18 protein-coding genes are annotated in these 15,049 nt (G+C 35.3%); 7 read left to right on the forward strand and 11 right to left on the reverse strand.

The window, feature by feature from the left end; genetic code table 11:
- Nucleotides 1-135: 135 nt before the first annotated feature.
- Nucleotides 136-483, reverse strand: a complete 348-nt coding sequence (locus tag B6A10_RS10620; protein WP_026712456.1) for an RNA recognition motif domain-containing protein — start codon at nucleotides 481-483, stop codon at nucleotides 136-138.
- Nucleotides 484-617: 134 nt separating this feature from the next.
- Nucleotides 618-1,097, reverse strand: a complete 480-nt coding sequence (locus B6A10_RS10625; protein ID WP_188220861.1) for a DUF6252 family protein — start codon at nucleotides 1,095-1,097, stop codon at nucleotides 618-620.
- Between the two features lie 195 nt (nucleotides 1,098-1,292).
- Here B6A10_RS10625 and B6A10_RS10630 point away from each other — a divergent pair, with 195 nt between their 5' ends.
- From B6A10_RS10630 to B6A10_RS10655, 6 genes are all read left to right on the forward strand, one after another.
- A complete protein-coding gene (locus tag B6A10_RS10630) occupies nucleotides 1,293-1,847 on the forward strand; it encodes a 30S ribosomal protein S16 (protein WP_188220862.1) in 555 nt (184 codons plus the stop codon).
- A gap of 14 nt (nucleotides 1,848-1,861) precedes the next feature.
- Entirely contained in the window at nucleotides 1,862-2,386 is a 525-nt protein-coding gene (rimM, locus tag B6A10_RS10635; protein ID WP_055091983.1) for a ribosome maturation factor RimM, read from the forward strand.
- Nucleotides 2,387-2,533: 147 nt separating this feature from the next.
- The gene (locus tag B6A10_RS10640) at nucleotides 2,534-3,196 is read left to right on the forward strand and encodes a tRNA1(Val) (adenine(37)-N6)-methyltransferase (RefSeq protein ID WP_188220863.1); all 663 of its coding nucleotides are present in this window, start codon (nucleotides 2,534-2,536) and stop codon (nucleotides 3,194-3,196) included.
- A 69-nt stretch (nucleotides 3,197-3,265) separates the two neighbouring features.
- Nucleotides 3,266-3,898 (forward strand): LysE family translocator, encoded by a 633-nt coding sequence (locus B6A10_RS10645; protein ID WP_188220864.1) that lies wholly within the window; start codon nucleotides 3,266-3,268, stop codon nucleotides 3,896-3,898.
- 135 nt (nucleotides 3,899-4,033) lie between these two features.
- Complete coding sequence (locus B6A10_RS10650; RefSeq protein ID WP_188220865.1) at nucleotides 4,034-5,212, forward strand: acyl-CoA dehydrogenase family protein; 1,179 nt, start codon at nucleotides 4,034-4,036, stop codon at nucleotides 5,210-5,212.
- Nucleotides 5,213-5,416: 204 nt separating this feature from the next.
- Nucleotides 5,417-6,199 carry a DUF3050 domain-containing protein gene (locus B6A10_RS10655; RefSeq protein ID WP_188220866.1) on the forward strand — a complete coding sequence of 261 codons (783 nt, stop codon included), beginning with the start codon at nucleotides 5,417-5,419 and terminating at the stop codon, nucleotides 6,197-6,199.
- Nucleotides 6,200-6,273: 74 nt separating this feature from the next.
- Here the strand turns inward: B6A10_RS10655 and B6A10_RS10660 are convergent, their stop codons facing one another.
- The 8 genes from B6A10_RS10660 to B6A10_RS10695 all read right to left on the reverse strand — a co-directional run bounded on the left by B6A10_RS10660 (nucleotide 6,274) and on the right by B6A10_RS10695 (nucleotide 12,706).
- The gene (locus B6A10_RS10660) at nucleotides 6,274-6,591 is read right to left on the reverse strand and encodes a 2Fe-2S iron-sulfur cluster-binding family protein (RefSeq protein ID WP_026712464.1); all 318 of its coding nucleotides are present in this window, start codon (nucleotides 6,589-6,591) and stop codon (nucleotides 6,274-6,276) included.
- A gap of 63 nt (nucleotides 6,592-6,654) precedes the next feature.
- Nucleotides 6,655-6,894, reverse strand: a complete 240-nt coding sequence (locus B6A10_RS10665) for a NifU family protein (protein ID WP_188220867.1) — start codon at nucleotides 6,892-6,894, stop codon at nucleotides 6,655-6,657.
- A gap of 13 nt (nucleotides 6,895-6,907) precedes the next feature.
- Nucleotides 6,908-8,035 carry an Mrp/NBP35 family ATP-binding protein gene (locus B6A10_RS10670; RefSeq protein WP_188220868.1) on the reverse strand — a complete coding sequence of 376 codons (1,128 nt, stop codon included), beginning with the start codon at nucleotides 8,033-8,035 and terminating at the stop codon, nucleotides 6,908-6,910.
- A 198-nt stretch (nucleotides 8,036-8,233) separates the two neighbouring features.
- Complete coding sequence (locus tag B6A10_RS10675; protein WP_188220869.1) at nucleotides 8,234-8,569, reverse strand: MGMT family protein; 336 nt, start codon at nucleotides 8,567-8,569, stop codon at nucleotides 8,234-8,236.
- The gene (locus B6A10_RS10680) at nucleotides 8,563-9,444 is read right to left on the reverse strand and encodes a helix-turn-helix transcriptional regulator (protein ID WP_188220870.1); all 882 of its coding nucleotides are present in this window, start codon (nucleotides 9,442-9,444) and stop codon (nucleotides 8,563-8,565) included. The genes B6A10_RS10675 and B6A10_RS10680 overlap by 7 nt, the downstream gene beginning before the upstream one ends.
- 435 nt (nucleotides 9,445-9,879) lie before the next feature.
- Nucleotides 9,880-10,515 carry a LysE family transporter gene (locus tag B6A10_RS10685; protein WP_188220871.1) on the reverse strand — a complete coding sequence of 212 codons (636 nt, stop codon included), beginning with the start codon at nucleotides 10,513-10,515 and terminating at the stop codon, nucleotides 9,880-9,882.
- 42 nt (nucleotides 10,516-10,557) lie between these two features.
- On the reverse strand, nucleotides 10,558-11,235 hold the full coding sequence (gene trmB, locus B6A10_RS10690) for a tRNA (guanosine(46)-N7)-methyltransferase TrmB (RefSeq protein ID WP_188220872.1): 678 nt from the start codon (nucleotides 11,233-11,235) through the stop codon (nucleotides 10,558-10,560).
- Between the two features lie 106 nt (nucleotides 11,236-11,341).
- Nucleotides 11,342-12,706, reverse strand: a complete 1,365-nt coding sequence (locus B6A10_RS10695) for an ammonium transporter (RefSeq protein WP_188220873.1) — start codon at nucleotides 12,704-12,706, stop codon at nucleotides 11,342-11,344.
- Between the two features lie 316 nt (nucleotides 12,707-13,022).
- On the opposite strand from B6A10_RS10695, the gene B6A10_RS10700 reads away from it, so the two are divergent.
- The gene (locus B6A10_RS10700) at nucleotides 13,023-14,606 is read left to right on the forward strand and encodes a L,D-transpeptidase family protein (RefSeq protein WP_188220874.1); all 1,584 of its coding nucleotides are present in this window, start codon (nucleotides 13,023-13,025) and stop codon (nucleotides 14,604-14,606) included.
- Nucleotides 14,607-14,680: 74 nt separating this feature from the next.
- Here the strand turns inward: B6A10_RS10700 and B6A10_RS10705 are convergent, their stop codons facing one another.
- A complete protein-coding gene (locus tag B6A10_RS10705) occupies nucleotides 14,681-14,995 on the reverse strand; it encodes an HPF/RaiA family ribosome-associated protein (protein ID WP_026712473.1) in 315 nt (104 codons plus the stop codon).
- Nucleotides 14,996-15,049 lie beyond the last annotated feature (54 nt).

Consider the following 15,049-nt stretch of genomic DNA (forward strand, 5'->3'; position numbering starts at 1 on the left):
TCTTGTACACAACGAAGTTTAAATTCATAATTGTATTTGACTTTTCTTTCCATAAAAATGCCCCCAAATAGCGTCTAACTTTTTGGGGGCAGTTCATTTACATCGTCCCTTTTTTTAATCGTATAAAAGAAAAAATTAATATCCTCCTCTATTTCCACGGTTTTCACCACCGCGATTGTTTCCGTAACCTCCGCGAGAATCATTTCTGCGGTTGTTATTAAAACTTCTTCTTTCACCTTCCGGTTTTGGTTCTGATTTGTTCACCACAATAGTACGCCCTAAAACAGTTGCTCCATTCAACTCATCAATTGCTTTTTGAGCTTCTGCATCAACAGGCATTTCAACAAAACCAAAGCCTTTACTTCTTCCGGTAAATTTATCAGTAATTACTTTAACAGAATCAACTGTTCCATAAGCCTCGAAAGACTCTCTTAAATCTGCTTCCTCAATACTGAACGGAAGGCTTCCAACAAAAATGTTCATATAATTATTTATAAAGTTGTGACAAATGTAATCTTATTTGGCTCATAACAAACTATAAACATGTTTATTTCTGCCTTATTTAAACATTTAATAAGATATCGGTAAAGAAAAAGTCTATTAAAAAAATCCTTAAGTTATTGTACCGTAACAGGAACTTTATAGAAAACCCCATATTGGTAATTTAAAGTAGCCCCTGCCAAAGGATTGTCAAATGTGTTTTCCAAATTGAATTTAAAAGTTCCCGAGATAGTTTGTGCTAACACATCGTATTCGGTAATTTCAATTTGTCCGTTTCCAACACCAAAACCAGAGGAAAAAGTAACGCTTTCTTTAGTAGAAGGATCGGTATATACATAAGTCGCCGTAGTATTAGCATTAGTTCCAATAGAATAAATTCCAACTGCTGTAGTATTATTTTTCAAAGTAACCACTTCTGTCGCTGTGTAAGCTTCAATAACCAACGTCCCACCGGAATAAACAGTTGCACGAGTCTGAACTGCACGCCACAAAACATTGTCTTTCATCCCCTGAAAAGCAGGATTATTAAAACGGACATCCTCCTGACAGGAAAACACAGCAAAAAGTAGAATCAAAAACAAAAAATACTTTTTCATAAATTAAAATTTACAAACAAAAATAAACTATTAAAGCCAAAGTAAACCTTTTAAGTTAAAAAAAAGAAGCAAAAAAACCACTAAACAACTACATATCAAAATACTAAAAAACTATTTGCTATATTAAAAAATAATGTATCTTTGCAGCCTTAATTAATCGGGGTCGTGTACCTCAAAATTTAATCATTAAAGATTATGTCAGTAAAAATTAGATTACAAAGACACGGTAAAAAAGGAAAACCTTTTTACTGGGTAGTAGCAGCAGATGCTCGCTCAAAAAGAGATGGTAGATACTTAGAGAAAATCGGTACTTACAATCCAAACACTAACCCTGCAACTATCGAATTAGACCTTGATAGCGCTGTAAAATGGTTACACAATGGTGCTCAACCAACAGATACTGCAAGAGCAATCCTTTCTTACAAAGGAGCTTTATTGAAACACCACCTTGATGGAGGTATCCGTAAAGGAGCTTTAACTCAAGAGCAAGCTGACGCTAAATTAGCTGCTTGGTTAGAGGCTAAAGCCGGTACAGTAAACGCTAAAAAAGACGGTTTATCAAAAGCTCAGGCTGATGCCAAAGCAAAAGCTTTAAAAGCTGAACAAGAAGTAAACGCTAAACGTGTTGCTGCAGCTGCTCAGGCTGAAGCTGATGCTATTGCTGCTGCACAAGCTGAAGAGGCTGAAGTTGCTTCATCTGAAGAAGAAGCTCCTGCTGCTGAAGAAAACAACGAAGAAGCTCAAGCATAATTTGAACAGCGAAAATGCGTAAAGAAGATTGTTTCTATTTAGGTAAAATCGCTAAAAAATTTAGTTTCAAAGGGGAAGTCTTAGCCTATTTAGACACAGACGAACCCGAGCTATACGAAAATCTGGAATCAGTGTTTGTTGAATACAACAAACACTTGGTTCCTTTTTTTATTGAAAGCAGCTCCTTACACAAAAATGACTTTTTAAGAATTCATTTTGAAGACATCAACACCGAAGCAGACGCCGAAAACCTAATCGGCAGCAGCTTATACCTGCCTTTAAGCATGTTACCTAAACTTACAGGCAACAAATTTTATTTCCATGAAGTCATTGGTTTTGAAGTAGAAGATAAAAAATTAGGCTACGTTGGCGAAATCCAATCCATCAACGATACTACTGCCCAGCCTCTTTTTGAAGTCAACAAAGACGGAGCGGAAATACTAATCCCAATGATTGACCAATTCCTGGTAAAAGTAGATCGGGAAAACAAAAAAATTATCATGGATTTACCGGAAGGATTGATCGAGATGTATCTTTAATTTAAATTTTTGAACCATTAAGAAATTAAGGTTCATTAAGTTTTTTTTCTTACCCCCCCTTAATTTCTTAATGGTTTAATTTTTAAAATCTTGATTTTGTCCAAATTCCAATTCAAACAATTTTCTGTTGATCAAGATCGTTGCGCTATGAAAGTTGGAACCGATGGTGTTTTATTAGGCGCCTGGACTCCAATTGAGAATAATCCATTTAGCATTTTAGACATTGGAACCGGAACAGGAATCATTGCTTTAATGCTCGCACAACGCAGTAATGCCGAACAAATTGACGCTTTAGAAATCGACGAAGAAGCCTACGAACAAGCAACAGATAATTTCGAAAATTCCCCTTGGAACGACCGTTTGTTTTGTTTCCACGCTGGTTTAGATGAATTTGTCGAAGAACCGGAAGACGAGTACGATTTAATCGTTTCCAACCCCCCTTTTTACAGCGAAAATTACAAATCCAACAGCGAACAGCGTGATTTAGCCCGCTTTCAGGATGCCATGCCTTTCGAAGATTTAGTCGAAGCAGCTGATTTATTACTTTCTGAAAACGGAATTTTCTCCGTTATCATTCCTTTTAAAGAAGAAGAAAACTTTTTGGCTTTAGCCAATGAATACGAATTGTATCCAATAAAAATTACCCGCGTAAAAGGAGCTCCAAACTCCGAAATCAAACGAAGTTTATTAGCTTTTAGCCGAAATAAAAAATCTGATTTTCCAGTTGACGAATTAATCATTGAAACAGCAAGACACCAATACACTCCGGAATACATTGAATTAACAAAAGAGTTCTATTTAAAACTGTAACCATAAAAAAAGTCATTTCTGAACCTGTATTGCCAATAAATTATTAAATATATTTGCATAAAAAATGCAATGTCAGGAGTAGAAAATTTTTCCTTTTACTTAATTTCAGCAATAATCTTTGTTTTAACACCAGGAATAGACACCATTTTCATCCTAAACAAATCACTGACAAAAGGTAAAAAATCAGGATTCTATTCCTCATTAGGAATTTGCAGCGGAATCTTAGTACACACCACATTTGCCGCTTTAGGACTGTCAATTATTTTAGCCCAGTCGGCAATTGCCTTTTCACTAATCAAATATCTCGGCGCAGCCTATTTAATTTACATTGGACTAAAAGCTTTATTTTCTAAAAAAGAAACGTTAAATTTCAAAGAACAAAGCCTGGAAACCGAATCCGTTTGGGCAAGTTTCAGATCAGGTGTAATCACTAATGTATTCAACCCAAAAGTAGCTTTGTTTTTTCTGTCCTTTTTCCCTCAATTCATCAGTAAAACAAACACTGATTCGGCATTACCTTTCTTTATTTTAGGATTTACTTATGCCGGACTTGGCATAATTTGGTGTTTCATACTTGCTTATTTTTCATCCTTATTCTCCAGCAAATTAAAGACAAACGAAAAATTCAATTTTTGGCTTAACAAAACATCCAGCGCAATTTACATTTTGATGGGATTAAAAATAGCCATGACTAAAAAATAAAAAAGAGCTTAATTAAGACAAAAAAAATTAGCTTTTTACGACTGATACAAAAGCTTTATGTAAATTTATAGTGTATTTAACCCCAAAACTTTCCATTAAAAAGAAAGTTCTATCACTATTAATACATAAGCCGCCATGAAACCAGATCTATTTCAAGCTCCCGACTACTACAACCTGGACGAATTACTATCAGAAGAACATAAAATAGTTCGCGATGCCGCACGCAGCTGGGTCAAAAAAGAAATCAGTCCGATTATTGAAGATTACGCCCAAAAAGCAGAATTTCCAAATCAGATTATCAAAGGTTTAGCCGAAATTGGCGCTTTTGGACCATACATTCCGCAGGAATATGGCGGAGCCGGTTTGGATCAAATTTCGTATGGTTTAATCATGCAGGAAATAGAACGCGGTGATTCAGGCATTCGTTCTACTGCTTCAGTACAATCTTCATTAGTCATGTACCCGATTTGGAAATACGGCAGCGAAGAACAAAAACAAAAATTCCTTCCCAAATTAGCTTCCGGCGAACTCATGGGCTGTTTTGGATTAACCGAACCCAATCACGGTTCCGACCCCGGAAGCATGACCACTAATTTCAAAGACAAAGGAGATTATTACTTGCTAAACGGAGCTAAAATGTGGATTTCCAACGCTCCTTTTGCAGATATTGCTGTTATTTGGGCAAAAAATGAAGAAGGAAGAATCCACGGTTTGATTGTAGAACGCGGCATGGAAGGCTTCTCTACTCCCGAAACACACAACAAATGGTCCTTACGTGCTTCAGCTACAGGAGAATTATTATTTGATAATGTAAAAATTCCAAAAGAAAACCTGCTTCCTAATAAATCCGGACTGAGCGCTCCTTTAGGCTGTTTAGATTCTGCCCGATACGGAATTGCCTGGGGAGCCATTGGAGCCGCCATGGATTGTTATGATACAGCTTTGCGCTATGCCAAAGAACGAATTCAATTTGACAAACCCATAGCCGGCATGCAATTGCAACAAAAAAAATTAGCCGAAATGATTACTGAAATCACCAAAGCCCAATTATTAACCTGGCGATTAGGGGTATTAAGAAACGAAAACAAAGCTACATCAGCGCAAATATCAATGGCAAAAAGAAACAACGTCCACATGGCAATTAACATTGCACGGGAAGCACGTCAAATATTAGGAGCCATGGGAATTACCGGCGATTATTCCATCATGCGACACATGATGAATCTGGAATCAGTGATTACTTATGAAGGCACACATGATATTCATTTGCTCATTACCGGAATGGATATCACAGGTATTTCAGCGTTTAAATAAAACTTTCAAAAATCCTTTTTGTAGACAAAAGGCACACTTTTTGAATTAGCTCTATTACTTTAAAACTATTTACACAAAAACCATAATTAAATTAATTCCGTAAATAATTTTAAAGAAAAACAATTATTAAAGTATTGATAAAATCGATGGGATATTTTCCCTGAAGCTAGCAGCTTTTTTATCTTTACACTAAATTATAAAACGATGAACACTTTACACATCAATAACAGTATCAAAGCCCAAAAAAGCGCCTTATTAGAACATTCGCTTTACAGCAAGGTAAAAACCATAGAAGACCTTCGAATCTTCTTAGAAAACCACGTGTATGCTGTTTGGGATTTTATGTCTTTATTAAAAGCGCTTCAGGAACGTTTAACCTGTACAACAACCCCTTGGTTTGCCACTAAAAATCCGGAAACCCGCTATTTAATAAACGAAATTGTTTTAGCCGAAGAAACCGACCTGACCTTGGACGGAAGACACCTGAGCCATTACGAAATGTACATTGAAGCGATGGAAGCCTGTGGTGCCGACACCAGCAAAATAGAACATTTCCTTTCAGAAATTCAATCGCTTCAAAATATTTTTGTAGCCATCAAAAAAAGCGATTTACACCCTAACATTAAAGCTTTCTTAGATTTTACTTTCCGTGTTATCGAAGAAGGAAAACCTCATGAAATTGCGGCAGCTTTTACCTTTGGAAGAGAAGATTTGATTCCGAGTATGTTTTTTGCAATTTTAAAAAATTTCGAAAAACAATTCCCGGAAACCGATTTAAGCAAATTGATTTATTATTTCGAAAGACATATTGAATTAGATGCCGACGAACACGGACCGATGGCAATGGCAATGATTGAAGAACTTTGCGGAAACGACATTCAAAAATGGAAAGAAGTTGAAGAAGTTTCTATTTTGGCTTTGGATAAAAGAATCGAACTTTGGAATGCCATTGAAGAATTAATCACCATGAAAGTCGAAATGGCTTAATTCAAAATACCCAAACAAAAAAGGCTATTTTTTAATTTGAAAATAGCCTTTTTTAATATTTTAAAGATTTTTTATTAACTCTCAGGAGCTAATTCTAATTCCAAACCTTCTAAATCAACCGTAATAGGAATTTGACACCCTAAACGACTATTTGATTTCACATAGAAAGCTTCCGAAAGCATTGCTTCTTCATCTTCACCCATTTCCGGTAAAGCTACGTCATTCAACACATAACATTGGCAGGAAGCACACATAGCCATTCCCCCGCAGGTTCCTTCTACCGGTAATTCATAAGCTTTACAAAGCTCCATGATATTCATAGCCATATCAGTCGGAGCCTGTAATTCGTGCACTACTCCTTCTCTATCTTTAATTTTTATTAAAACATCCATTTTTTACTATTAGGAATTGATTGATCTTATTAATTTACAGCAAATAATCTTTAGACAAAAGCCTTACAAGACATTTACAACAGTCTCAATTTGTGGAGCAAACTTTTTAATCGTTGTCTCAACACCCGCTTTAAGCGTCATTTGATTTACACTACAATTAGTACAAGCTCCTTCCAGACGCACTTTTACATGCTTATCCTCTTCAATAGAAATAAGCGTAATATTTCCTCCGTCTGATTCTAAAAAAGGACGGATTTCATCCAGCGCTTTTTGAACTTCAATTGTTAATTCTTCTGTTGTCATTTCTTTTATTAAATTATTTTTTTACTGCTGAACAACCAGCCATAGTAGTAATTTTGATAGCTTCAGTAGCAGGTAAATTTTCATTTCTGCTTACTGTTTCTTCTACCACTCTTCGAGTGATATTTTCAAATACCGTTTCAATAACCGAACCGGTTTGTAAAGCTGCCGGACGACCGTAATCTCCTGCTTCACGAATAGATTGCACAATAGGCACTTCTCCTAAAAATGGTACTGCTAAATCCTGAGCTAAATTTTTAGCACCTTCCTGACCAAAAATATAATATTTGTTATTTGGTAATTCTTCCGGCGTAAAATATGCCATGTTTTCTATGATTCCTAAAACAGGCACATTGATTGCTTCCGACATAAACATCGAAACCCCTTTTTTAGCATCAGCTAAAGCCACAGCCTGAGGTGTACTTACCACCACAGCTCCTGTAACCGGCAAAGATTGCATTATAGAAAGGTGAATATCTCCGGTTCCTGGAGGCAAGTCGATTAACATGAAATCTAATTCTCCCCAATCAGCATCAAAAATCATTTGATTTAAAGCCTTAGAAGCCATAGGACCTCTCCAGATTACCGCCTGACTTGGCGAGGTAAAGAACCCAATAGAAAGCATTTTTACCTCATAACTTTCAATAGGTTTCATTTTTGATTTCCCGTCAACCGTAACCGAAATAGGTTTTTCGCTTTCAACATCAAACATGATTGGCATAGATGGCCCGTAAATATCGGCATCAAGAACACCAACTGAGAATCCCATTTTAGCTAAGCTAACTGCAAGGTTTGCCGTAACTGTAGATTTTCCTACTCCTCCTTTTCCGGAAGCTACCGCAATAATATTATTAATTCCCGGAATTGCTTTTCCTTTAATTTCAGGTTTTTCCGGCGCTTCCACTTTAATATTAACCTTAACTTTAGCTTCAGCAAAAACTTTCTCCAAGATTGTTTTTTTGATATCGTCTTCAGCACGTTTTTTAATATGCATCGCCGGTGTATGTAAAACCAATTCAACAACTACCTCATCTCCAAAAGTAAGCACATTAGTTACAGCGCCACTTTCTACCATATTTTTTCCTTCTCCTGCAATAGTAATTGTTTCTAAAGCTTTAAGAATTTCTTTTCTATCTAATTTCATTACTAAGTTTACTATTTTTCAATTGCTATTTTCAGTTCAAAAACAAAGATTTATTTAAACTGATTTCAGTCCCGATACTTTCGGGAGCAAAGATAAGAGATTAAGTTCTTAATTTAAAGTATTTGAATTGTAATTATTAATCCCGGTATTGGTTCTAACTATAAAGTGTTTTGCTGTGATTTTTAACCACTTAGTTTTCTAACATTCTTCTTGCGGATCCCAAAAATAGTTTTCAAAATCAACAATCTGATTATTGACTACTTTCACCCCTTCATTTTCTAATAATTGCTGCATTAAATTGGTTCCGTCAAAATGGAATTTACCCGTAAGCATTCCTTTTCTGTTCACTACGCGGTGCGCCGGAACATCATCCATACTATGCGAAGCATTCATCGCCCAGCCTACCATTCTGGCCGATCGTGCCGCTCCTAAATATTTAGCTATTGCACCGTAAGATGTCACTCTGCCGTAAGGAATTTGCCTGGCTACAACATATACTTTTTCAAAAAAATTAGTTTTATCATTCGTTAACATAACTCTTTTCTCTTTTGATTGTATTCCAGAGGTTCCACACCTACAATTTCTTTAAAACTACTTAAAAACAAATCACAGGAATAAAAACCTGTTTTCTTAGACAATTTTTCAACAGTACGTTTTTCTAAAAAACCTTCTTCTATCAAACTAATAGCATCATAAATGCGAACAGTACGTTTAAATTCGATAAAACTCACCTTAGAATGGTATTTAAAAAAATACAACAAATGACTCTTTGGAATTTCTAATCTAATCGCAAAATCACGCATGGAAACTTTCGGATTTCTAAAACAAAAATGTTCCAATGCCATTCGCTCGATTTCATAAATATAGGATTCCAAATTACTTTCTACCCTTTCGCTCAATTTTAAATCCTGACTATTTGTAATCAAAACATCCGATTCATCCAGCCAAAAATCTTCAAAAACCAATTCGAAATATTCCTCTGATTTTATTTCATAATCTAATAACACATTAGAATACAACATCATTGGGGTAAATAAAAGTTTGAAAAACAACACAAAACACAGCAATCCCGCCAACCAAAAATAACTCGTCCCATCTGAATATCCCGCAACAAAAATATCTAACACCAAAGACACCAATAGTCGCAACACAATTAAAAAACAAAAAACAAAGAAAAAGATACTCCAATTTCTAACAAGCATATTTTGTTTTTGAACACGCCATGTTTTAGACTTTTGAAACCAAAGCTTATTTTTTAATTCAAAAAAACTTAAACCTAAATAAAACAACGGAATTAAAGCAAACAAAAAATAAGACAATAAATACCATGAAGCCGTATAATGACGCATCCAAAGATTATAAATCCCGAATAGTACCGGAATACTAAAATAATATAAATCTCCTGCCACAGGATTCTTCCTATTAGCAACCAAACATTTAAAATACAGATAAATACAAGCGAAAATTCCCGAACCGAAGGAACGAAAAATCACAGTAACATCATCGCTAACCGTAAAAAAAACCAATGAATAAATCCCGATGAAAAAAAATCGAAAAGAAGCAAAAAAGATTAAAATCAGAAGGTAAAAATTAACCTTTCTATTAGACTTGTATTGTGATACCAGCACCATTAATGTCAGAAATCCCAACAAAGCGGTCATAAAATACACAACACTTAGAAACATAATCGATTACAATTTTACTCTGAAAAAATTTAAATATAGACAATTATCCAACTTTCCAATCAGTCGTAAAAAAATATCCGACATATCAGCTCAAAAAAACGATATTTGGAAAAATTTGTCTTATTTTTTTCATAGCTAAATTGACTAGGTACAAACCCGTTATCTCAAATAATATTCTAAAATATTCATCAGACTAATTACCGAAACAATTCCTGTAATACATCCGATAATAACATTCATATTTTTTAGAAGATAATCGGCTTTTTTCTCTATTTTTTTAAAAAAGGCTATATAAAAATAAAAGACAAGGGCAGAACCCAGAACGGCTCCGCTCACAAAAATAAAAATGGAAGCAACATCAAAAGAAAACAACGCATAAGAAGACAATGAAATGCTTACAAAAACATAATAAGGAATGGGAAAAAAATTCAGTGCCGAGAGCAACATTCCTAAAAGAAAGCGTTTCTTTTTACTATACTTTTTGATTTTAGGTTTCTTCATTTTTGGTTCTTTGGCAATCCATAAAAAATAAACCGTCAAAGTACCAAAAATCCCAAAACCAACTTCACGCAACAACAATACAATATCCGGACGGGCATTGATAATCCGGGCAAATAAAACCGCCAGATATACCTGAAGAAAAATAACCAGCACCGCACCCGAAACAAACCAAAAAGCATGATGCTTTCCGTCTTTCATACTTACTTTTGCTGCCGTCATATTCAACAAACCCGGAGGAGTAATTCCTATAAAGGCCGAAATAAAACCGGATAATAAGGATACAATTAAATTCATAAGCCTATTTACAGGAATCCCTAAAAAGTTTTAAAATAAAGTTTAGTCTTTAATTTTAAAACGAATAAAAGTGATTGCTTTATTAATTTCTAAATATTGTTTTTCGTAAAAAGTCTGAAAAGCCGTTACTTCCTCAGGACTTCCTTCGTTTACATAAACATTATGATTTGCATATAAAACCTCATGACCTTCACCATGCAACAAGCCTAAAGTATAACCATGCATGAACTCGCTGTCTGTTTTCAGATTAACAACTCCGTCTTTTTTGAGGATTTTTTTATACAACTGTAAAAACTGCGAATTGGTCATTCTGTGTTTGGTACGCTTGTACTTAATTTGAGGATCCGGGAAAGTAATCCAGATTTCGTCTACTTCATTTTCAGCAAAAATATGATTAATCAATTCGATTTGAGTACGAACGAAAGCAACGTTATGCAAACCAGTTTCCACTGCTGTTTTTGCACCTCTCCAAAAACGGGCTCCTTTAATATCAATTCCAATAAAATTTTTATTTGGATATCTTTCGGCCAATCCTACTGAATATTCTCCTTTTCCACAACCCAACTCTAACACGATAGGATTATCATTTTTAAAGAAATCAGCATTCCATTTTCCTCTTAACGGAAATAAATCACCTACTACCTCTTCTCTTGTTGGCTGAAAAACATTATTGAATGTTTCGTTTTCTTTGAATCGTTTTAATTTATTTTTACTTCCCACTGTTTTTTAAATATTTGCGCAAAATTAAGCAAATAAATAAGACTCAGGGCAAGCTTTTATAAAATAAAAACCTGCCCTGCTCTATGAATTGATACTTAAATACCACTTATTCGGCGCATTCAATAGGAAAAAGCGTTTCGTCATGCTGAGACAAATCTAGTCCCATAATCTCCGCTTCTTCCGAAACACGCATCGGAATTATTTTATCTGTTATTTTAAACAAGAAATACGCCCCAAAGAAGGTATAAATAGAAACCAACAACAAGGCCATCATGTGGTGTCCAAAAACCTCCCAACCTCCGTGAAGCAAACTCGCGTCTTCTCCGTGAGCAAAAATGGCCGTCAAAATCATTCCCATAATTCCACCTACACCATGACAGGCAAACACATCTAAAGTATCATCAATTCCTTTCAAATATTTAGAATACACGATTTTATTAGAAACCAAAGCCGCTACAAATCCAAAGAACATACTTTCCGGAACCGTAATATAACCCGCTGCGGGCGTAACCGCAACTAATCCAACTACTGCCCCGATACAAGCTCCTAAAGCAGAAACTTTTCGCCCATTTATTCTATCAAAAAAGATCCAGGTAAGCATAGCTGCCGCCGAAGAAGTCGTAGTTGTACCAAAAGCCATCGCCGCCACACCATTGGCTTCCATAGAAGAACCGGCATTAAAACCAATCCACCCAAACCAAAGCATTCCGGTTCCTAACAAAACAAACGGGATATTCGTAGGAACGTGATTGCTGTTTTTTCTTTTACCTAACACCAATACTCCCGCCAAAGCTGCAAATCCGGCACTCATGTGTACTACTGTTCCTCCCGCAAAATCTTTCACACCAAAGAAAGAACCTAAAATTCCGGTAGGATACCAAACCGCATGACACAAAGGCGAATAAATAAAAATACTGAACAGACAGATAAATAATAAATAGGAAATAAAACGAACACGCTCTGCAAATGAACCCGTAATAATGGCCGGAGCAATAACGGCAAACTTCATTTGGAATAATGCAAAAAGCATAAAAGGAACCGTGCTTGCAATCATTTTATGAGGCAAAACCCCCACATAATCCATAAAAGTAAATGTAGCTGGATTTCCCACAAAACTATAAAATCCGTCTCCAATTTGAATTCCTAACGGCTCTCCAAAAGCAAGACTAAAACCAACTACAACCCAAATAAGAGTAACTACTCCCATACAGATAAAACTTTGCAGCATGGTCGAAATTACATTTTTCTTCCCTACCATACCTCCGTAAAAAAAGGCTAATCCGGGTGTCATAATCAAAACCAGACAACAGGAAGTAAGCATCCAGGCCACATCGGCCGGAATGATCTGGTCTATAGTTCCAAACTGCGAATGAACATTTTTAGGCTCCAAGGGAACTTCCCAAAAAAGTCCTGAAATACAAACAATGCTAATAATAACAAAAGAAATGATCCAACGCTTTTCAATTTTCATATCTTCTTTCTTTAACCCATTAAAATTCGGGGGCAAATTTAAAAATAATTTATATTTTTCACTCAATACCACACAAAATAAGCAACTCCATAACAAACCACCCCTTTTTAACCCTCCCAAAAGGATTTTGTTATAAAAAATTATCAATTTCAAAGAATTTAACACTTTTCAATGTGAAAAACATTTTATACCTCTATTAAAATTGAAAGAAAAAAAGCTTTAAAATATAAAAAACTAAAAAAAAGTTGTAATTTTTCATTGAATAAAACAACTTATTTTGTTGACAGCTTTTAGTTTAAACCTAAAAATACCTGTTATGAGAAAAATAAACGCCTCCAAATCGATCGTTAGCTTACTCTTTATAATCCTGCTTTTTTCGTGCAGGAATAAAAATGAAGAAAGTCAGCTTATCAAAAAAGAAATCACAACAGAACAGGAAAAAACTACTTTTGACAGCACCGCAGTAAACACTTTTTTAGAAACCTACCCTTTACTGAAAAAATACGAAGCCGACCTAAAAAAACTCTATCAAAAACACCAATACCACTACATCTGGTTTGACAAAGAAGGGATAAACGAATTTGCTAATCTTCTTTACGACAAAATCAATAATTTAGATGAAGAAGGCATTCAAATGAATGTGCCGTATCAGGAAAAACTGGAAGAAATTCACAATAATTTCGACAAAAAACTCAAACCATCTACAGAAACCGAACTCCTGTATTCGGCCTGGTACCTGTTTTACGCTACAAATGTATATCACGGCTTAGATTCTGAAAAATCTGCCGCTACGGAATGGCATATTCCCCGAAAAAAAATGCCTTATATCAGCTATCTGGACTCACTTTTAACCAATCCCTCATTGATAAATAAAGAAGAAAAAAAACTAATCAGCCAATACTTTTTGCTTAAAAAAGCCCTTCAAAAATACCGCAAAATTGAAAAAGCAGGCGGTTGGAAAAACATTAGTATTGACACCGCGGTTAACGCTTATAAAATTGGTGACAGCGCGACGGTCATTGCACAAATCAGGGAACGCCTATTTTTATCTGAAGACATCCAAAACAATTCGGGCAGCGCAATTTACGACAAGGAATTATCTAAAGGAATCTTGAACTACAAATCCAGAAGAGGCATGCTTTCCAGCAGCATTATTTCAAAATCTCTTCTTGAAGATTTAAATATTCCGGTAAGTGAAAGAATCAAAACCATCATTGTCAATATGGAACGCTGCCGATGGGTTTCGGAAGATATTCCAAAGTCTAAAGAATTAATTGCCATCAACATTCCTTCTTTTCAGCTTTCTTATTTCAAAAATCAGGAAGTGGTATTGCGCTCCAAAGTCGTCGTTGGAAAAACCATGAACAAAACGGTAATTTTTAGCGCTCCGATGAAATACATTGTTTTTAGTCCGTATTGGAATGTACCGAACAGTATTTTAAAAAATGAAATTCTTCCCGGAATTGCCCAAAACGAAAATTATCTGGCTGAACACGATATGGAATGGAACGAAGGCAAACTGAGACAAAGACCCGGACCAAAAAATTCCTTAGGACTGATTAAATTTTTATTTCCCAATTCGAATGACATTTACCTGCACGACACTCCTTCCAAAAGTTTGTTCGAAAGAGAAACCCGTGCCTTCAGTCATGGTTGCATTCGGGTAGCAAAACCTAAAGAATTAGCAATTGAAATTTTAAAAGATGATCCAAAATGGACTCCCGAAAAAATTGAAGAAGCCATGAACAGCGGTAAAGAAAATTGGTACACACTAAAAAATAAAATTCCGGTTTACATTGGTTATTTCACCGCCTGGGCAGACAATGACGGAACCATTCACTTTTACAACGATATTTACAAAAGAGATGAATTATTGGCTAATTTGTTATTCCAACAATAATCCTTTTCTTTTCCCATAAAAAAAGGCAGCTCCCTTTTTCAAGTAGCTGCCTTTTCTTCTGTTATAAATTTAAATCAATGTGATTTTTGTTTTTCAAAAGTAGTTGTTAATGCTTTTTTCACCTTTTCCAATGCTCCTCTGAAAGCTTTCTCATTAGTATCATCATGTTCTGTTACAGCCAAAGGTTGCAATTTTGCAGGACGCACCTCAATCAGGCAACGCTTGTCTTTAACACCCTCTTTAGCACTGTTTTCATGACCAAAATGCACTTCAATACGGGTAATTTTTTCTTCAAAACGAGCCAAAGCTGTTTCAATTTCATTGGCAAAATACGCTTCTGCTCTTTGGTGCCCTTCAATATGTTTGTCGGTGTTAAATTGTATTTTCATAGTCTTCGGTTAATAAATTAATACTCCCCTAAGATAATCAACCGCAAAACAAAA

It is taken from the genome of Flavobacterium pokkalii (genome assembly GCF_014596575.1).
Lineage (GTDB): Bacteria > Bacteroidota > Bacteroidia > Flavobacteriales > Flavobacteriaceae > Flavobacterium > Flavobacterium pokkalii.

Coding starts and splice junctions, on each gene's coding strand:
- B6A10_RS10620 (WP_026712456.1), bottom strand. CDS start 483: ATGAACATTTTTGTTGGAAGCCTTCCGTTCAGTATTGAGGAAGCAGAT.
- B6A10_RS10625 (WP_188220861.1), bottom strand. CDS start 1,097: ATGAAAAAGTATTTTTTGTTTTTGATTCTACTTTTTGCTGTGTTTTCC.
- B6A10_RS10630 (WP_188220862.1), top strand. CDS start 1,293: ATGTCAGTAAAAATTAGATTACAAAGACACGGTAAAAAAGGAAAACCT.
- rimM (WP_055091983.1), top strand. CDS start 1,862: ATGCGTAAAGAAGATTGTTTCTATTTAGGTAAAATCGCTAAAAAATTT.
- B6A10_RS10640 (WP_188220863.1), top strand. CDS start 2,534: ATGAAAGTTGGAACCGATGGTGTTTTATTAGGCGCCTGGACTCCAATT.
- B6A10_RS10645 (WP_188220864.1), top strand. CDS start 3,266: ATGTCAGGAGTAGAAAATTTTTCCTTTTACTTAATTTCAGCAATAATC.
- B6A10_RS10650 (WP_188220865.1), top strand. CDS start 4,034: ATGAAACCAGATCTATTTCAAGCTCCCGACTACTACAACCTGGACGAA.
- B6A10_RS10655 (WP_188220866.1), top strand. CDS start 5,417: ATGAACACTTTACACATCAATAACAGTATCAAAGCCCAAAAAAGCGCC.
- B6A10_RS10660 (WP_026712464.1), bottom strand. CDS start 6,591: ATGGATGTTTTAATAAAAATTAAAGATAGAGAAGGAGTAGTGCACGAA.
- B6A10_RS10665 (WP_188220867.1), bottom strand. CDS start 6,894: ATGACAACAGAAGAATTAACAATTGAAGTTCAAAAAGCGCTGGATGAA.
- B6A10_RS10670 (WP_188220868.1), bottom strand. CDS start 8,035: ATGAAATTAGATAGAAAAGAAATTCTTAAAGCTTTAGAAACAATTACT.
- B6A10_RS10675 (WP_188220869.1), bottom strand. CDS start 8,569: ATGTTAACGAATGATAAAACTAATTTTTTTGAAAAAGTATATGTTGTA.
- B6A10_RS10685 (WP_188220871.1), bottom strand. CDS start 10,515: ATGAATTTAATTGTATCCTTATTATCCGGTTTTATTTCGGCCTTTATA.
- B6A10_RS10695 (WP_188220873.1), bottom strand. CDS start 12,706: ATGAAAATTGAAAAGCGTTGGATCATTTCTTTTGTTATTATTAGCATT.
- B6A10_RS10700 (WP_188220874.1), top strand. CDS start 13,023: ATGAGAAAAATAAACGCCTCCAAATCGATCGTTAGCTTACTCTTTATA.
- B6A10_RS10705 (WP_026712473.1), bottom strand. CDS start 14,995: ATGAAAATACAATTTAACACCGACAAACATATTGAAGGGCACCAAAGA.